The sequence below is a fragment of the Herbidospora cretacea genome (assembly GCF_001570605.1).
Lineage (GTDB): Bacteria > Actinomycetota > Actinomycetes > Streptosporangiales > Streptosporangiaceae > Herbidospora > Herbidospora cretacea.
This window is the reverse complement of sequence record NZ_BBXG01000015.1, coordinates 54,954-72,152: the sequence shown is the minus strand read 5'-3', so window position 1 is coordinate 72,152 and position 17,199 is coordinate 54,954. Positions and strand designations below refer to the sequence as shown.

Here is a 17,199-nt window from a genome sequence, read left to right as displayed (position 1 = left end):
CCGGGACGGCGAACCGGCCCCGGACCTGGCCCGTACTCCATCACGACTCGACCCGAGACATGGTCAAAATGATCTTGCGTGCGTTGATCGCGGCGTATCGTGGCTCGGAACACGGTACGGCGATCGGACGGGTGGAACATGGACACGCTTCACGGATCTTCCCCCTTTCCCCCTATCGCGGACTACGGCTTCCTCTCCGACTGCGAAGTGACCGCACTGGTCGCGAGCAGCGGAAACATCGAATGGCTCTGCCTGCCACGGCTCGACTCCCCGTCGGTTTTCGGCGCGGTGCTCGACCGTGGCGCGGGGCGGTTCCGGCTCGGCCCGGCCGACACCTACGTCCCGGCCGCCCGCCGATATCTCCCGGGCACGATGGTGCTGGAGACCTCCTGGGGCACCCCCCAGGGCTGGATCATCGTCAGGGACGTCCTCCTCATGGGCCCCTGGCACCACGAGAACGAGCTCTCCCACACCCACCGGAGAGCGCCCACCGACTACGACAGCGACCACGTCCTGCTCAGGACGGTCCGCTGCGTGTCGGGCGAACTGCAGATCACTTTGGACTGCGAACCGGTCCTCGACTACGGCCGTAAGCCCGTGACCTGGTCATACACAGGCAGGGGATACCACCAAGGACTGGCGACGGCAGACGGCAGCGATCTCCGGCTGCGCCTCACCACCGACATGCGCCTCGGGTTCGAGGCGGGCCGCGCCATGGCGCGGACGCTCATCAAGGAGGGCGAGACCCGGTTCGTCGCGCTCTCCTGGACCGAGCACGAACCCCCGTACAACTACGAGGACGCCTACAAGCGGCTCGTCTGGACCGCGCACCACTGGCAGCACTGGCTGGCGCGCGGCGACATCCCCGACCACCCCTGGCGCGGCTACCTGGAGCGCAGCGCGCTCACCCTGAAGGGGCTCACGTTCGCCCCGACGGGGGCCCTGGTCGCGGCGGCGACCACCTCGCTGCCGGAGACCCCGGGCGGCGAGCGCAACTGGGACTACCGCTACTCGTGGGTGCGCGACTCCACGTTCGCGCTCTGGGGCCTCTACACGCTCGGCTTCGACTGGGAGGCCGACGACTTCTTCTGGTTCATCGCCGACGTGGCCGAACGAGACGAAGAGCTCCAGATCATGTACGGCGTCGACGGCGAACGCGACCTCACCGAGCGCATCCTCGGCCACCTGGAGGGATACGAGGGCGCCAAACCGGTCAGGGTCGGCAACGGCGCGTTCGACCACCGCCAGAACGACGTCTGGGGCGCGGTCCTCGACTCCTTCTACATCCACATCAAGTCGCGCGACCGGCTCGACGACCGGATATGGCCGATCCTGGTCCGCCAGGTCGAGGCCGCGATGAAGCACTGGCGCGAGCCCGACCGGGGCATCTGGGAGGTGCGCGGCGAGCCGCAGCACTTCACCTCCTCCAAGGTCATGTGCTGGGTGGCCATGGACCGGGGCGCCCGGCTGGCCGAACTGCGCGGCGAGCCCGCGCTGGCCGAGACGTGGCAGAAGGTCGCCGACGAGATCAAGGACGACATCTGCACCAACGGCGTCAGCGAGAACGGGATCTTCCGGCAGCACTACGGCACCGACGCGCTCGACGCCTCGCTGCTGCTGATCCCGCTGGTGCGCTTCCTGCCGGCCGACGACCCGCGCGTGCGGGCGACCGTGCTGGCCATCGCCGACGACCTCACGGTCGACGACCTGGTGCTGCGCTACCGCACGAAGGAGACCGACGACGGCCTGTCCGGCGAGGAGGGCACCTTCACGATCTGCTCGTTCTGGCTGGTCAGCGCGCTGGCCGAGACGGGCGAGCTCCAGCGGGCCCGACGGCTGTGCGAGAAGCTGCTGTCCTTCGCCAGCTCCCTCGGCCTGTACGCCGAGGAGATCGACCCGGTCAGCGGACGGCAGCTCGGGAACTTCCCGCAGGCCTTCACCCACCTGGCGCTGATCAACGCAATCATCCACATCATCCGGGCGGAAACCGCACATCACGCCCCCGGAACTTCTCCGGCGGATCACTCGTTGAGGAGGCGGTGAACCATCGCTCGGTCTTGCGGAGGAATGAACTCCACGGGACCATGGCGAAAAAGTGATCATTAAACCGCATCGTGGAGGCAACGCGGTGGAGAGCAGGAACCCGATTTTCAGTCGGCGTGGCCCGGTCGGCCAAGGACAGTGGTCGGGGCCGGCGCCGAGCCCCCAGCATTTGCAGGACATGTACAACCAGCCGTCCTACGCGCCCCCTGCCGGCATGGGCCGCACCCTGACGATGGACGACGTCGTCATGAAGGGCTTCATCGTCCTCGGCACGCTCATGGCGTCCGCGGGCGTGGCGTGGATCATGGAGGTCCCCATGGGGATCGCCGTCGTGGCGCTCATCGCCGCGCTGATCCTCGGCTTGGTCATCACCTTCAAGCAGAGCACCAACCCGGCGCTCATCCTGGCCTACGCGGTGCTCGAGGGCGTCGCGCTGGCCGGCATCAGCCTGATCTTCGCAGCCCGCTTCGGCAACGGCCTCGTCCTCCAGGCGATCGTCGGCACGATGATGGCGGTCCTGGGTGTCCTCGCGGTCTACGCGCTGAACATCTTCCGGCCCACGCCGAAGTTCGCCAAGTTCGTGATCGGCGCCGCGATCGGCGCCATCGGCCTGATCCTGGTCAACATGCTCGTCGGCATCTGGGTGCCCGGCGGCCTCGGCCTCCGCTCCGGCGGGGCGCTGGCGATCGTGTTCAGCGCCGCGATGATCCTGCTGGGCATGTTCTTCCTGCTGCTCGACTTCGACGAGATCAACCACGCGGTGCAGGCCGGCGCCCCTGAGCGCACGTCCTGGCTGCTGGTCTTCGGGCTGATGCTCAGCATCGTCTGGATCTACCTGGAGGTCCTGCGGCTGCTGTCGTACTTCTCCGGCGACGACTGATCGAACGACGGAAACGACGCCCCCGGCACCGCGCCGGGGGCGTTTTTCGTCGTCCGGCAAGGAACGGGAGATCAACATCTCGTAACGAAGAGATGTCTGTTGGGTCTTGTCAAGCCCCTACCGGTGAGGCAGTGTCGACTCAAAGGAGCCTTATCCGTGGAGGTGCTCATGTCGTTGAACCACTCACTGGAGACCCAAACAAAGCTCATCGCCCGCGTTCCCAGCATCACCGGACGCGAACTCCCCGAGTGGTTTCAAGCCATCGACAACGGTCCGTCGTTCTCTCGCTGCGACGAGCGCGCCAACTGGCTCGCCGACGAACACGGGCTGACCCACGGCTACGCCGCCGCCATCGTGCTGGAGCACGAACGTCGCCGACGCGGCCACCTGTTCTAAGCGAGACGCGGTCGGCCGAAGGCCGACTGTGGCTCGCGCCAGGAATCTGTCTTAGACAGGCGCCCGCGCCCCCTCCGGCGCGGGCGCATCATGGTGTTCATGGAGATTCAGAAGGCTCTGGAGTTCGTCCGGGCCAACCACCGCGCGGTCATGATCACCCGCTATGCCGACGGCCGCATCCAGTCGTCCCCCGTCACGGTCGGGGTGGGCGCGGGTGACCGGGTCGTCATCAGCAGCCGCGAGACCGCGGTGAAGACGAAGAACGTGCGGGCCAACCCCGAGGTCGTCCTGACGGTCATGACCGACGCCTTCTACGGCCAGTGGCTCCAGCTGGAGGGCACGGCCGAGGTGATCTCGCTGCCCGAGGCGATGGAGCCGCTGGTCGACTACTACCGCGACATCAGCGGCGAACACCCCGACTGGGACGACTACCGCGCCGCCATGGAGCGGGACCGGCGCGTGATCATCAGCGTCGACGTCACGAAGGCCGGTCCCGACTTCCACGGATAGAGCGTTACGACAGACGCTCCACCAGCATCGCCATGCCCTGGCCGCCGCCGACGCACATCGTCTCCAGGCCGATGGTCCGGTCGTGGAAGCGCAGGCTGTTGATCAGCGTCGAGGTGATGCGCGCGCCGGTCATCCCGAAGGGGTGGCCGACCGCGATCGCGCCGCCGTTCACGTTGAGCCGGTCGACGTCGATGCCGAGCTCCTGGTACGACGGGATCACCTGCGCCGCGAACGCCTCGTTGATCTCCACCAGGTCGACGTCGCCGATCGCCATGCCGGCCTTGGCCAGCGCCTTCTTCGACGCCTCGACCGGGCCCAGGCCCATGATCTCGGGCGACAGGCCGGTGACGCCGGTGGAGACGATCCGGGCCAGCGGGGTGATGCCGAGCTGGGCGGCCTTCACGTCACTCATGATCACCACGGCGGCGGCGCCGTCGTTGAGGGGGCAGCAGTTGCCCGCGGTGACCGTGCCGTCGGGGCGGAAGACCGGCTTGAGCTGCGAGACGGCCTCGTAGGTGGTGCCCGCCCTGGGGCCGTCGTCCTTGCTGACGACGGTGCCGTCGGGGAGCGTCACCGGGGTGATGTCGGTCTCCCAGAAGCCGTTGGCCAGCGCCTTCTCGGCCAGGTTCTGCGACCGGACGCCGAACTCGTCCTGCTCGCGGCGGCTGACGCCCCGGGAGGAGGCGACGTTCTCGGCGGTCTGGCCCATCGCCATGTAGATGTCGGGCAGGGCGCCGTCGTCGCGGGGGTCGTGCCACGGGGGCGTGCCCCCGGCCGCGGCGGCCTCGGTGCGCGACTTGGCGTCGAGGAACGCCTGGTTGCGGGTGTCGGGCCAGGAGTCGGCGGCGCCCTTCACGAACCGGGACACGCACTCCACGCCGGCCGAGACGAACACGTCGCCCTCGCCGGCCTTGATCGCGTGGAAGGCCATCCGGGTCGTCTGCAGCGACGACGAGCAGTAGCGGTTGACGGTGGTGCCCGGCACCCGGTCGAGCCCGAGCAGCACGGTCACCACCCGGGCCAGGTTGAAGCCCTGCTCACCGGCCGGCTGGCCGGTGCCGAGCATCAGGTCGTCGATCTCGTTCGGGTCGAGCTGCGGCACCTTGGCCAGCGCCGCCCGGACCATCTGGACGGTCAGGTCGTCGGCCCGGATGTCCTTGAGTGATCCTTTGTTGGCGCGACCGATGGGGGAGCGGGCGGTCGCGACGATGACTGCCTCTGGCATGGGGGCTCTCCTGTAAGACGGCTACCTCTCCTCGGAAAGCTACTACCTGGGATTCCCGAAGTCGGCGTCAGGGGGCCGAAAAACAGAACTTTGTACTGGTGCACAAGATCTAGCCGTACATGCCGGGCAGCGTTGTGGTGGCGTCCTTGATCCCGTGGAGGGCGCCCTTCTCGTCGCGCCACAGGCGCCACCCGTTCTGGGCGCCGGTGAACCAGGCCGGCGGGGCGCCCTGGTCCGCGGTGCGCTTGCCGGTGGCCAGGTCGAACTCGCACAGCGAGGCCACGGAGTAGAAACCGGCGGCGGCCTTGCCCAGCGGCTGGGGGTCGGTCACGCAGAACGACCAGCTCCGGACGCCCTTGACCTGGGTGGCCTGGCCGCTGGACAGGTCGAAGGCCGAGCCGGGCGCGTTGTGCTTGAGGAACCCCAGGGTGTTCATCGCCGACGGGAACGCCAGCCACCAGCCCGAACCGGGGACCTGGGTGGCGGTGATCTGGCCTATCACCCGGCCGCTCTGCCCGTCGAGCCGGGCGAACCCGCCGTAGGTGCCCTCGTCGTCGACCGGCCGCACCACCGGCGACACGGCCGGGTTGCCGCTCGGGTAGACCCGCACCACCGACGGCCGGACCCAGTCGATCACCCCGTCGTTCATCCGGATGGAGAACATCCCGAACGTGGAGGTCTTCCCGGTCTTCGGATGCGTGTACGGCGCGATGTACCCCACCAGCCGGTCACCGGCCACCCCGAACGCCCAGCCGCCCGACAGGTCGACCCCGTTGCCCAGGGCCGCCTGCACCGGCTGCTGCCACAGGGGCTTGCCGTCCTTGAGCGAGTAGGCCTCCACGACCGGGTTGGCGGCCAGCCGCAGGATGACGACGTGCTGGTCGTCGGCCCACTCGACCTCGGCGATCCCGGGCATCTTCCACAGCAGTTTGCCGGTGAGCGGGTCGAGCACGACCATCCGGGCGTTCGCCAGCGCGGTGTGCTCGGACATGCACACGAACTTGCCGCACCGCTGCGGCCCGAAGGTCGAGTGGACCGGCCGGGTCCACAGCTGCTTTCCGGTACGCGCGTCGCGCGCCATCAGCGTCGCGTTCCATCTGCCCTGCTTGGCCGGGTCGAGCGCGACCACGACGCCCTGGCCGGGGGCGGTCTCCACGGTGGCGGGGGCCTGCACGCCCATGCCGGGCAGCCGCCCGGCCATCGTGGCGGGCTGGGCCCAGAGCTTCTTCCCGCTGGTCAGCTCGACAGCCACGGTCTCCAGCGCGCCGTCGGCCCGCATCGACGTCAGGGCCGCCACCCCGGCTCCGGTAGTGGTCCGGCTGACCATGTTGACCTGGGTGTTGCTCCAGGTGGGGAAGTCAGCGGGGGCGATGGCCGCGTCACTGCCCGAGCAGGCGGCCAGGGCTCCACAGGTGAGCAGGGCGAGCGCGAGGGCATGGGGCCGTATCAAGATTCACTCCTCCAGGGGGTGACGGCCCGGACGCCGAGGGTGACCGGAATCAGGTGTGCGGAGACACCGCGTCACGCCTGCGGCGGAGCAGCATGGCCCACCGTCCGTGGGGACCGACCGCCCGGCCTGCGACGCGGGTCGCGGTGACCTCGGTTCCGGGTTCCTCAACGGCCATCGCCGCCAGAAGGTATTGCGAGCCTTCGACGCGCTCGGGGGAGGGCTCTGGCCACAGGTCGAGCGCGGCGCATACAGAAGGTAGCACTGTGTAAGCAGCCTGTAGGTAGCCTCGGGCACTTGGATGGAATCGATCCGGTCCGAACATTTCTGCCGGATTTGTCATGAACGAGGGTCCGAGCAGGTCGGCGAAGCTGACCGTGCGCCCGCCCGCCTCGATCACCGCGATGGTCTGGGCCGCGGCGAGCTGACGGCTCCACCGGCGCGTCACCCAGCGCAACGGCTGGGCGATCGGCCGGACCGTGCCGAGATCGGGGCAGGTGCCCACGACCACCTCCGCGCCCGCCTCCCGCAGCCGCCTGACGGCGTCCTGGAGGTGGCGGACCGCGGTGGCCGGGCGGGTCTGGGTGGTGACGTCGTTGGCGCCGATGAAGACGACCGCCAGATCGGGGGCGGCCTCCAGGGCCCGGTCGACCTGGGCGTCGAGATCGCGGGAGATCGCGCCGGAGCGGCCCACGACGGTCAGCCGGACCGGGCGTTCGGCCATGGCCGCCAGGCCGAGGGCGAGGTTGACGCCGGGGGTGTCCTTCGGGTCGGTCATGCCGAGGCCGACCGAGGTCGAGTCGCCGAGCACGACCATGGAGATCGGCGGGGCTCCGTCGCCGGCCGAGTCCTCGCCGTAGACGCCGTCGGAGGGCGGGCCGTCCTCGGAGACCGGGCGGCCGACGATGCGGCGGGCCAGCGCGGCCTCGGTCAGCAGGAGGGCGTAGGCCGCCGCGCCCAGGGCGGTCATGCCGCCCCCGCCCAGTGCCGCGGCGGTCGCGATGCGCCTGGCCGCGCGTGCCGCGCCCGGAGTCCAGATCACCGGACCGACCCCCTATACGGTGTGGCTATACGGTGTGAAGTGAAACTAGCTCAGCCCCGGCCACCCTCTTGGGGCTGAGGCTGCCGTCCGGCCGACAAAGCTTCGGCAAATAACGCAAGGTGGTTGTCGCGGTGCGCGTACACGACTCGCTGATCGAGCTGATGGGGAACACCCCGCTGGTGAGGCTCCGCAAGGTGACGGCGGGCGCGCCGGCGCAGGTGCTGGCGAAGGTCGAATATTTCAACCCGGGCGGGTCGGTCAAAGACCGCATCGCGCTGCGCATGGTCGAGGCGGCCGAGCGCAGCGGCGCGCTCAAGCCGGGCGGCACGATCGTCGAGCCGACCTCGGGCAACACCGGCGTGGGGCTGGCCATCGTGGCGCAGGAGAAGGGCTACAAGTGCCTCTTCGTCGTGCCCGACAAGGTCGCCAACGACAAGATCGCGGTGCTGCGCGCCTACGGCGCCGAGGTCGTGGTCTGCCCGACCGCGGTCTCTCCCGACCACCCCAACTCCTACTACTCGGTCTCCGACCGGCTGGCGCGGGAGACCCCGAACGCCTGGAAGCCCGACCAGTACAGCAACCCGGAGAACCCCAACAGCCACTACCACTCGACCGGCCCGGAGATCTGGGAGCAGACCGAGGGGCGGATCACCCACTTCGTGGCGGGCGTCGGCACCGGCGGCACGATCAGCGGCACCGGCCGCTACCTGAAAGAGGTCTCCGGCGGCCGGGTGAAGATCATCGGCGCCGACCCTGAAGGCTCGGTCTACTCGGGCGGCACCGGCCGTCCCTACCTGGTCGAGGGCGTTGGCGAGGACATCTGGCCGGCCACCTACGACACCGGGATCTGCGACGAGATCATCGCCGTCTCCGACCGTGACTCGTTCGGCATGACCCGGCGGCTGGCCCGCGAGGAGGCGCTGCTGGTGGGCGGCTCGTGCGGGATGGCCGCGGTGGCGGCGATCCGGGTGGCCCGCAACGCCGGCCCCGACGACGTCGTGGTCGTGCTGCTGCCCGACAGCGGGCGCGGCTACCTGTCGAAGATCTTCAACGACGAGTGGATGGCCGACTACGGCTTCCTGTCCACGGCGGCCGACGAACACGCCGTCGGTGAGGTGCTCGTCCGCAAGGGCGGGGTGCTGCCCCAGTTCGTCCACGTGCACCCTCACGAGACCGTGTCCACGGCGATCGCGATCATGCGCGAATACGGCGTCTCGCAGCTCCCGGTCATGAAGGAGGAGCCTCCGGTCATGGCGGCCGAGGTGGTCGGCTCGATCGTCGAGCGCGACCTGCTCGACGGGCTCTACCGGGGCAAGGTCCACGCCGAAGACCCGCTGGGCGACCACATGTCCGCGCCGCTGCCGATGATCGGCTCCGGCGAGGCGGTGGCCCGCGCGATAGAGGCGCTGGAGAAGGCCGACGCGGCGGTCGTCCTCGACGACGGCAAGCCCGCCGGCCTCGTGACCAGGCAGGACCTGCTCGCGTTCCTAGCGGGCCGGTAGCGGCACCACCGCGGCCACCTCCCACAGGTGCCCGGCCACCGGGCCGGCGACGAGGTGGCCGCCCATGGTCTCGACGCGTTCGGCCATGCCCACCAGGCCGAACCCGCCGCCGAGCCGCGACAGCCGGGGGTCGGCGGCCGACAGCGGGTTGGCGACGCGCAGGCGCACCGCGCTGTCGAAGGTGGTCAGCCGCACCTCGACCCAGGGGGCGTGCGGCGCGTGGCGGCGCACGTTGGTGAGCGACTCGGTCAGCACCCGGTGCAGCGTGGTCAGCACCTCCGGGGCCAGGGTCAGCGACGTGACGCCGGGCCCGAGGTCGAAGGTGGCGGCGGGGGAGAACTGGTCGACCATCTTCCGCAGGTCGTCGAGGGTGACGCCGACGTGGCGGGTGGCGTGGTCGTCGGCCCGGAGCACGCCGACGAGGCGGCGCATCGAGGTCAGCGCCTCGCTCCCGGCCCCGGCGATGGCGTCCAGGGCCGGGACCACCGCCTCGGGCTGGGTCTCGGCCACCGTCCGGGCCGCCTGGGCCTGCACGACGATGCCGGTGATGTGGTGGGCGACCAGGTCGTGGAGCTCCCTGGCCAGGTCGAGGCGCTCGCCCCGCCTGACCCGCTCCTCGCCGATCTTGCGGCGCTCCTGCTGGACGCGGAGATAACCGCCGATCCCCGCCCCCACGCTCCAGCCGATCACGAACAGGAAGGCGGCCGCGGTCGGGAACTCGGAGTAGTAGTCGCTCATCTTCAGCCGGAACCCGGGGAGCGAGACGAGCACCACCAGGATCCCGATGACGATGACCACCGCGTTCCTCACCGGCTCGACCCGGCGGAGCACGGTGATGGTCAGCACCATGAACGCGCCCGCCTCGGTGAAGCCGACCGCGTTGGTGACCGGCGTCGCGATCAACGACAGCGACAGCATCAGCGACGCCGCGATCAGCGCGACGGCCACCAGCCCGGTCCGGCGCCTGCGCAGGAACACCGCCACGATCCCGAGGCCCGCGCCGGTCAGGGCGACCGCCGCGCCGGCGCCGTCCCGCGGGCCGGCCGAGATGAGGGCGTCGAACACGAAAGTCAGCCCGAGGATGCCGAGCAGGGCGATCTCGCCCACCCGCTGGGTCCAGGTGCTCAGTCGTTCCCACACGATCGCCGAGGCTACGACGAAAGGGGTACATCGGACATCGGCCGATCGGCCGACCCGTTCGGCGCGAACCGTTCCCATGGGCGAGATGAAGACGAGGGCCCTTCTTGTTCCATGGAGAGTGGAGGTGGTTCTCGTGACCGTCGTCGCGATCGCCCTGGTGGCGTTAGGAATGGTTCTCGTCGGCGCGCTGGCGTTCGCCGACCCGGTGCTGCTCTCGTGGTTCGAGCGGGAGAAGAAGGCCGAGGTCGTGGAGTTGCCCGAGTTCAGGGCGAAGGAAAAGCAGAGGGCGGCCCAGCCGATACGCTCGACTGCATGACTGAAGGATTCGAAACCCTGGCCATCCACGCCGGCCAGGAGCCCGACTCGCTGACCGGTGCCGTGGTCCCGCCCATCTACGCCGTCTCGACGTACAAGCAAGACGGTGTGGGCGGCCTGCGGGGCGGCTACGAATACAGCAGGTCGGCGAATCCGACCCGGACCGCGCTCGAGTCGTGCCTGGCCGCCCTCGAAGGCGGGGTGCGCGGGCTCGCGTTCGCCTCCGGCCTGGCCGCCGAGGACACCCTGCTCCGCACGGTCTGCCGCCCCGGCGACCACGTGATCATCCCCGACGACGCCTACGGCGGCACCTACCGGCTGTTCGCCAAGGTGCTGGAGCGCTGGGGCCTGGCCTACGACCCGGTCCCGCTGGGCAACGCCGAGGCGGTGCGCGCCGCGATGCGCCCCGAGACCAAGGTCATCTGGGTCGAGACGCCGACCAACCCGCTGCTCGGCATCGCCGACATCGAGAAGCTGGCCTCGATCGCCCACGACGGCGACGCGCTGCTCGTGGTCGACAACACCTTCGCCTCGCCCTACCTCCAGCAGCCCCTCGCGCTCGGCGCCGACGTGGTCGTCCACTCGACGACCAAGTACGTCGGCGGCCACTCCGACGTCATCGGCGGCGCGCTGATCGCCCGCGACACCACGCTGGGCGAGGAGCTCACCTACCACCAGAACGCCATGGGCGCGGTGGCCGGGCCGTTCGACGCGTGGCTGACGCTGCGCGGCGTGAAGACCCTGGGCGTCCGCATGGACCGCCACTGCGACAACGCCGAGCGCGTCGTCGACCTGCTGCTCTCCCACCCGAAGGTGGTCGAGGTGTTCTACCCCGGGATCGAGCGCCACCCCGGCCACGAGATCGCCGCCAAGCAGATGAAGCGGTTCGGCGGCATGGTGTCGTTCCGGGTCGCGGGCGGCGAGCAGGCGGCCGTCGACGTGTGCGACCGGGCCCGCCTGTTCACCCTCGGCGAGTCGCTCGGCGGCGTCGAGTCGCTGATCGAGCACCCCGGCCGGATGACCCACGCGAGCGCGGCGGGCTCGCCGCTCGAGGTCCCGGCCGACCTGGTGAGGCTGTCGGTCGGCATCGAGACCGTCGGGGACCTCCTCGACGACCTCTCGCAGGCGCTCGGCTAGCCGTCAGGGGTTGAAGAAGACCATCAGAACGAGGATCACCAGCCAGATCAGGGCGACGATGCCGCCCAGCGCGGCGACCCTGGCGGTCTGGACCTTCCCGTCGTCCGACGGGTCGTCGTTCTCCAGGGCGATGATCGCGTTCTTCGCGTCGCGGTCGATGATGACGAGCATCACGGCCGCGACTATGAACAGCGTCATGGACACGGTCAGGTAGACCGCTCCCAGGCCACTGCGGCCGAGCAGCACCCCGAAGAGGAAGACCCCCAGGGTCAGCAGGCCGAACACCCGGCCCATCCGCTTCAGGTAGCGCAGGACGCTCAGGTCCTTCTTGCGGATGTAGCGCGGGATCGAGCTCGTGACCACGGTCAGCGGGCCGATCGTGAAGATGGCGAAGGCGATGTGAAGCCAGAGGAGCAGCTTGTCGAGGAACGACATGCGCCGAAGGCTATCGCGATCACGCGTCAGACGGTGAGAGTGGCGTCGACCTTCGCGCATGTCCGGCAGGCCTGCTCGGGGTGGATCGCACACGCCGTGTGATCCACATTCAGTCCGAGCATGCGCCGCGACAGCGACGACATCGCGCTCTGGGGGCTCATGGTGAGGCTGCGCCGGCGGTCCTCCCGCTTGATGCTGAAAACCAGGAGGGCGAAGCTCGCCATGGCGCCGAAGGCGAGCACGAGAGAGACGACGAGGATGAGGCTGGACAACATGTGCGCGACTCCAATCGCGTGCGGTGCATCGCACACTATGAGCCGCTCACCATGGTCAGCTGTGAGGTGCAAGAGAGGGTGGTCTTACCGGCGGTAAGACCGAAATCACCCTTTGTCGAGGTTGGGCCTACGACCTCCGGCGTGCCCTCAGGAAGTCGCTGACGACGTACTCGCCCAGCTTGTCGACGTTGGGGGCGAACACGCGCCCGCCGTTGCGCCGTGCGACCTCGTCGATGAAGGCCCTCAGGCGTTCGTCGGCGGCCAGCATGAAGACGTTCAGGGTCGCCCGGCGGCGGGTCATCTTGTCGACCTCGGCCAGCGTCAGTTCGAGGGTCTCCTTCGAGGGGGGCCACTCGAACCTCGGGGTGCCGTCGCGCGTCAGGTGGGCGGTCGGCTCGCCGTCGGTCACGACCAGGACGACCGGCTCGAAGTCGGGGTGGCGGTCGAGGTGGCGGCCCGCGATCAGCAGCGCGTGGTGCAGGTTGGTGCCCTGGACCATGTCCCATTCGAGGCCGGCCAGTTCGTCGGGCTGCAGCACCCGGGCGTAGTTGGAGAAGCCGATGATCTGCACCGAGTCCTGGGGGAACTTCGAGGCCACCAGCGCCTGGAGGGCCAGCGCGGTCTGTTTCGCCGCCGCCCAGGTGCCGCGCAGGGCCATCGAGTAGGACAGGTCGACCAGCAGGCAGACCGCCGCGGCCGAGCGCCTTTCGGTTTCGGCCACCTCGAAATCGTCCACGCTCAGCCGCACCGGCGCGCCGCCGCCCCGGCGCACGCCGTTGATCACCGTGCGGACGACGTCGATCGGCTGCTCGTCGCCGAACCGCCACGGCCGGGTCGAGCCGGTCAGCTCGCCGGCGGCCCCGGCGTCGTGCTGGTCGTGGTCGCCCCGGCGGGTGCTCTCCAGCGAGTTGAAGACCCGCCGCAGCGCGGTCTCGCCCAGGCGGCGGACCGCCTTCGGGGTGAGCTCCAGCTTGCCCCGGTTGCGGCGCAGGTAGCCCTGCTGCTCCAGCTCTCGCTCGATCTGCTTGAGCGACTGGATGTCGTCGACGGCCGAGCGGCCGAGGGCGCGGCGGATCGCCTCCTCGTCGACGTCGGACAGGCGCGCGCCCGGATAGTCCTGACGCAGCGACGACTCCAGGTCGTTGAGGTCGGCGAGCTCCTGGAGGGCGCTGACCGAGTCGCTCATGCCCGTCGGCGACTCGCCGCTGACCCGCTCGGCGGAGTTCCAGGCCAGGTCGGGGCGGCGGGCGTAGAGGGAGTCGCCGAGGCGGCGCATCTGGTCGGCCAGACCGCTCTGCTGGAGGGTCTGCTCCATCAGCCCGGCCAGCTCCTCGCGCTGCTGCGGGGTCAGCGAGGCCAGCATCCGCTGCGCGGCGGCGGCCCTCCGGGCGAGCTGGTCGACGAGCTCGTCGAGGTTGCGCGGGTTCTCGGGGAACATGTCCCCGTATTCGCGCATGAAGTCGTCGAAGTCCTGCTGGGTGTGCTCGCCGCGCGCGTCGCGGTCGAGCATCTCGTTCAGCCCGGCCATCATCTGCCTGACCCGCTCCATCGCGGCCGGGTCGGGGTTGGCCAGGGCCTCCTTCATGCCCTTGAACTGGCTGTCGAGCACTTCGCGCCGCAGCAGGTCGCGCAGCTCCTCGAAGGTCTGGCGCGCCTGCGGCGACCGCCAGTCATACTCCGAGAGTTCCTGTACGGCCCTCGCGGTGTCCCCCGGCAGGTTGTCGAGCTGGGCCTCACGGAAGCGGGCGTCGTCGGCCGGGTCGGGGAACAGGGCGGTGCGCTCCTGCTCGACGGCCCGGTCGAGCAGCTCGCGGGCCTGCTCCAGGATCCCGTCGAGCCGGGTGTTCTGCCGCAGGTCCCGCCTGCGCTTGCGGACCTGGCGGAGCAGCTCCTCCAGGCCCTTGCGCCCCGGGGCGTTCGGCAGACCGCGTTTCAGCAGGTCGCGCAGGGCGTCGAGGGGCGTGGAGCCCGACAGGATGGCGTCGCCCATCTCGTCGAGCGCGCCCCTGACGTCATAGGGCGGGGCCAGGGGGTCGGGGCCGTCCTGGTATTCGCCGTACCGGTAGGAGGTCACGTGCGGTAGACCGCGGCGCCCGCGATGTCGTCCTTCGACAGGCGGCGCATCAGGTAGAGGCCTTCCAGGGCGAACTCCAGCGCGGCGGCGGCGTGGCCGGGGGACTCGTCGCCCTCGCCCATGCCGATGCGGGACATGATCTTGGCGAGGCCCTCGACCCGGCCGATGCGGCGCAGCAGCTCGGTCGCGCCGACCATCTCGCCCGACTCGATCTGGGCGCCCTCGGCGAACTTGTCGAGCAGCGGGGCCAGGTCGGCGCCGCCCAGGGTGCCGCGGAAGGTCTCGGCGGTGGCCCGCCGGAGCAGGTGGGAGAGCACCTCGATCTCCCGGCCCTCCTCGCTGACCTCGAACTCCACCTTGCCGCGCAGCGTGTGGACGATGCCGGGCAGGTCGCAGACCCGGGCGACCGGCAGGTCCTCGCCGGTCAGCGCGGCCCGGCGCACGGCGGAGGCGGCGGCGGTCTCGGCGGCGGCGATGGAGAACCGGGCCGACACCCCCGAGCGCGTGTCGACGGCGGAGGACTCGCGGACCAGCCGGGTGAACCTGGCGATGATCTCGATCAGGTGGTCGGGCACGTCGGCGCCGATGTCGGCCACGGCCTCCTGGCGGATCAGCACGAGCTCGTCGTCGATCGACCTCGGGTAGTGGGTGCGCACCTCCGCCCCGAAGCGGTCCTTCAGGGGCGTGATGATGCGGCCCCGGTTGGTGTAGTCCTCGGGGTTGGCGGAGGCGATCAGCAGGACGTCCAGCGGAAGCCTGAGGTTGTAGCCCCGGACCTGGATGTCGCGTTCCTCCAGCACGTTGAGCAGGGCGACCTGGATGCGCTCGGCCAGGTCGGGGAGCTCGTTGACGGAGAAGACGCCCCGGTTGGTGCGGGGCACCAGGCCGTAGTGGACGGTCTCCGGGTCGCCGAGGGTACGGCCCTCGGCGATCTTGATCGGGTCGACGTCGCCGATCAGGTCGCCGACCGAGGTGTCGGGGGTGGCGAGCTTCTCGCCGTAGCGATCGCCGCGGTGCTTCCAGGCGACGACGATCTCGTCGTCGGCGAGCGCGCGGCAGCGTCCGCAGACGGGCTCGTAGGGGTGGTCGTTGATCTCGCAGCCCGCGATGACCGGCGTCCATTCGTCGAGCAGGCCGACGACGGTGCGGATCAGGCGGGTCTTGCCCTGGCCGCGTTCACCGAGGAGGACGATGTCGTGTCCGGCGATCAGCGCGCGTTCGAGATAGGGCAGCACGGAGTCGTCGAAGCCGACGATGCCCGGGAATCTCGGCTCACCGGCACGCAGCCTGGCCAGCAGGTTCTCTCGGATCTCGGCTTTGACTGACCGGTGGACATGTCCACTCTCGCGCAGTTCGCGCAGAGTGCTCAATGTCGGAGCAGGTGCTGGCGATTTGTGCACGGGATCGAGACTACGTCGCGATTGGAGTTCCGGCACGCGATTGCCCCGGAGAAGCGGATTGGGATCTTGACCATTGCGTGACGATCCGTGCGCGTCGGCTACGTGGGTCTGGGGAGAAACGGGGCATGAAGCCTATGCAAGACGTCTACCTGAGATAGCGCGACTTGTCCGTAAAAGAGGGGGCGAGACGATGGCGGTAATCACGAGCCGGTTCGCCGACGGTCTCGCCGTCGGGCCCAATCTCGTGGAGAGTGCGGAATCGGCCATCCGGCAGGCCGTGGAAGGCCTCTCCGGGCCCGCCGACCTGGTCTGTTTCTTCATCTGCGGGGAAGATCCCGACGACGTCGCACGGGCGGGGCAGCGGGCCATGCAGCTCGTGCCCGAGGCGGCCGTGATCGGCTGCAGCGCGACCGGGGTGATCGGCGACGCCCAGGGGGTGGAGCTGTCCCCGGCGGTGTCGGCGTGGGCGGCCAGCCTGGGCGAGGCGCGGGTGACGACGTTCGCGCTCGAGTCCCTGCGGGCCGAAGACCGGTTCGTGGTGATAGGCCTGCCGGAACGCGACCCGGACGACCGGGTGGCGATCATGCTGGCCGATCCCTACACCTTCCCGACCGACGCCTTCATCGAGCACTCCGGCGAGGTCCTGGGCGCGCTGCCGATCATCGGCGGCCTGGCCAACGGGCTGCGCGGGCGGGGCTCGGTCCGGCTGTTCGCCGACGGCGAGGTCTACGACGAGGGCGCGATCGGCGTCCTGCTGAGCGGCCCGATCCAGATCAGCACGGTGGTCAGCCAGGGGTGCCGCCCCATCGGCCCGACCATGATCGTGACAGCGGCCGAGGACAACCTGCTCCTGGAGTTGGCCGGTCAGCCCGCCCTGGCCCGCCTTGAGGACATCGTGAGCTCCCTCGACGAGGACGACCGCGAACTGGTGGCCAGCGGCCTCCAGATCGGCGTGGCCATGGACGAGTACGCCGAGCGCCACGAACGCGGCGACTTCCTCATCCGGGGCGTCCTGGGCATCGACCCCGAGCGGGAGGCGGTGGCCATCGGGGACGTCGTGGAGGTCGGCCGCACGGTCCGCTTTCAGGTCCGCGACGCCGAGACCGCCGACGAGGACCTTTACGAACTGCTCGACGCCCACGTCGAGGGGGGCGGCCGGGTCGACGGCGCGCTGCTGTTCTCCTGCAACGGCCGGGGCTCGGCGATGTTCGGCACCCCCGACCACGACGCCCTCGCGCTGCGCGACACGCTCGGCCCGATCGGGATCGCGGGGTTCTTCGCGGCCGGCGAGGTGGGGCCGGTGGGCGGGGTCAATCACGTGCACGGATTCACGGCTTCTGTCCTGGTCTTCTCGTCCATGTCGTGAGAAGGTCGCGCC

Annotated in this window: 16 protein-coding genes; 8 read left to right on the top strand and 8 right to left on the bottom strand. The window is 69.9% G+C overall.

The window, feature by feature from the left end; all coding sequences use genetic code 11:
- Positions 1 to 138 precede the first annotated feature (138 nt).
- The 4 genes from AW270_RS26055 (at position 139) to AW270_RS26040 (ending at position 3,829) form a co-directional block, all read left to right on the top strand.
- Positions 139 to 2,043, top strand: coding sequence for a glycoside hydrolase family 15 protein (locus tag AW270_RS26055; protein ID WP_061298550.1), 1,905 nt, complete (start codon positions 139 to 141; stop codon positions 2,041 to 2,043).
- Between the two features lie 52 nt (positions 2,044 to 2,095).
- Positions 2,096 to 2,923, top strand: coding sequence for a Bax inhibitor-1/YccA family protein (locus tag AW270_RS26050; protein WP_500784463.1), 828 nt, complete (start codon positions 2,096 to 2,098; stop codon positions 2,921 to 2,923).
- 168 nt (positions 2,924 to 3,091) lie between these two features.
- On the top strand, positions 3,092 to 3,319 hold the full coding sequence (locus AW270_RS26045; RefSeq protein WP_061298765.1) for a DUF4287 domain-containing protein: 228 nt from the start codon (positions 3,092 to 3,094) through the stop codon (positions 3,317 to 3,319).
- 99 nt (positions 3,320 to 3,418) lie between these two features.
- Entirely contained in the window at positions 3,419 to 3,829 is a 411-nt protein-coding gene (locus tag AW270_RS26040) for a PPOX class F420-dependent oxidoreductase (RefSeq protein ID WP_061298764.1), read from the top strand.
- Positions 3,830 to 3,833: 4 nt separating this feature from the next.
- Here AW270_RS26040 and AW270_RS26035 read toward each other — a convergent pair whose 3' ends face one another.
- From AW270_RS26035 to AW270_RS26025, 3 genes are all read right to left on the bottom strand, one after another.
- Complete coding sequence (locus tag AW270_RS26035; RefSeq protein WP_061298546.1) at positions 3,834 to 5,054, bottom strand: acetyl-CoA C-acetyltransferase; 1,221 nt, start codon at positions 5,052 to 5,054, stop codon at positions 3,834 to 3,836.
- A 109-nt stretch (positions 5,055 to 5,163) separates the two neighbouring features.
- Complete coding sequence (locus AW270_RS26030; protein ID WP_245674854.1) at positions 5,164 to 6,504, bottom strand: outer membrane protein assembly factor BamB family protein; 1,341 nt, start codon at positions 6,502 to 6,504, stop codon at positions 5,164 to 5,166.
- 49 nt (positions 6,505 to 6,553) lie between these two features.
- Positions 6,554 to 7,543, bottom strand: coding sequence for an SGNH/GDSL hydrolase family protein (locus AW270_RS26025; protein WP_061298542.1), 990 nt, complete (start codon positions 7,541 to 7,543; stop codon positions 6,554 to 6,556).
- Between the two features lie 131 nt (positions 7,544 to 7,674).
- Here AW270_RS26025 and AW270_RS26020 point away from each other — a divergent pair, with 131 nt between their 5' ends.
- A complete protein-coding gene (locus tag AW270_RS26020; protein ID WP_061298539.1) occupies positions 7,675 to 9,045 on the top strand; it encodes a cystathionine beta-synthase in 1,371 nt (456 codons plus the stop codon).
- Here AW270_RS26020 and AW270_RS26015 read toward each other — a convergent pair.
- Entirely contained in the window at positions 9,031 to 10,185 is a 1,155-nt protein-coding gene (locus AW270_RS26015; RefSeq protein WP_061298537.1) for a sensor histidine kinase, read from the bottom strand. The two genes, AW270_RS26020 and AW270_RS26015, sit on opposite strands and share 15 nt — an antisense overlap.
- Positions 10,186 to 10,270: 85 nt before the next feature.
- On the opposite strand from AW270_RS26015, the gene AW270_RS26010 reads away from it, so the two are divergent.
- On the top strand, positions 10,271 to 10,501 hold the full coding sequence (locus AW270_RS26010) for a hypothetical protein (RefSeq protein WP_157522639.1): 231 nt from the start codon (positions 10,271 to 10,273) through the stop codon (positions 10,499 to 10,501).
- Entirely contained in the window at positions 10,498 to 11,637 is a 1,140-nt protein-coding gene (locus AW270_RS26005) for a cystathionine gamma-synthase (RefSeq protein ID WP_061298534.1), read from the top strand. Before AW270_RS26010 ends, AW270_RS26005 begins: the two co-directional genes overlap by 4 nt.
- 3 nt (positions 11,638 to 11,640) lie before the next feature.
- Here AW270_RS26005 and AW270_RS26000 read toward each other — a convergent pair whose 3' ends face one another.
- The 4 genes from AW270_RS26000 to AW270_RS25985 form a co-directional block, all read right to left on the bottom strand.
- Positions 11,641 to 12,072 (bottom strand): hypothetical protein, encoded by a 432-nt coding sequence (locus tag AW270_RS26000; protein ID WP_061298531.1) that lies wholly within the window; start codon positions 12,070 to 12,072, stop codon positions 11,641 to 11,643.
- Positions 12,073 to 12,098: 26 nt separating this feature from the next.
- Positions 12,099 to 12,347 (bottom strand): hypothetical protein, encoded by a 249-nt coding sequence (locus tag AW270_RS25995; protein ID WP_061298529.1) that lies wholly within the window; start codon positions 12,345 to 12,347, stop codon positions 12,099 to 12,101.
- 127 nt (positions 12,348 to 12,474) lie between these two features.
- On the bottom strand, positions 12,475 to 14,421 hold the full coding sequence (locus tag AW270_RS25990) for a vWA domain-containing protein (RefSeq protein ID WP_061298527.1): 1,947 nt from the start codon (positions 14,419 to 14,421) through the stop codon (positions 12,475 to 12,477).
- Complete coding sequence (locus AW270_RS25985) at positions 14,418 to 15,791, bottom strand: sigma 54-interacting transcriptional regulator (RefSeq protein WP_439649074.1); 1,374 nt, start codon at positions 15,789 to 15,791, stop codon at positions 14,418 to 14,420. The genes AW270_RS25990 and AW270_RS25985 overlap by 4 nt, the downstream gene beginning before the upstream one ends.
- Before the next feature lie 220 nt (positions 15,792 to 16,011).
- On the opposite strand from AW270_RS25985, the gene AW270_RS25980 reads away from it, so the two are divergent.
- Positions 16,012 to 17,187, top strand: coding sequence for an FIST signal transduction protein (locus AW270_RS25980; protein WP_061298523.1), 1,176 nt, complete (start codon positions 16,012 to 16,014; stop codon positions 17,185 to 17,187).
- Positions 17,188 to 17,199: the final 12 nt, after the last annotated feature.

Excerpts from the sequence above, each read along its gene's own strand:
- AW270_RS26055 (WP_061298550.1), top strand. The coding sequence starts at position 139 with ATGGACACGCTTCACGGATCTTCCCCCTTTCCCCCTATCGCGGACTAC.
- AW270_RS26040 (WP_061298764.1), top strand. The coding sequence starts at position 3,419 with ATGGAGATTCAGAAGGCTCTGGAGTTCGTCCGGGCCAACCACCGCGCG.
- AW270_RS25995 (WP_061298529.1), bottom strand. The coding sequence starts at position 12,347 with ATGTTGTCCAGCCTCATCCTCGTCGTCTCTCTCGTGCTCGCCTTCGGC.
- AW270_RS26035 (WP_061298546.1), bottom strand. The coding sequence starts at position 5,054 with ATGCCAGAGGCAGTCATCGTCGCGACCGCCCGCTCCCCCATCGGTCGC.
- AW270_RS25980 (WP_061298523.1), top strand. The coding sequence starts at position 16,012 with ATGGCGGTAATCACGAGCCGGTTCGCCGACGGTCTCGCCGTCGGGCCC.
- AW270_RS26045 (WP_061298765.1), top strand. The coding sequence starts at position 3,092 with ATGTCGTTGAACCACTCACTGGAGACCCAAACAAAGCTCATCGCCCGC.
- AW270_RS26000 (WP_061298531.1), bottom strand. The coding sequence starts at position 12,072 with ATGTCGTTCCTCGACAAGCTGCTCCTCTGGCTTCACATCGCCTTCGCC.
- AW270_RS26010 (WP_157522639.1), top strand. The coding sequence starts at position 10,271 with ATGAAGACGAGGGCCCTTCTTGTTCCATGGAGAGTGGAGGTGGTTCTC.
- AW270_RS26005 (WP_061298534.1), top strand. The coding sequence starts at position 10,498 with ATGACTGAAGGATTCGAAACCCTGGCCATCCACGCCGGCCAGGAGCCC.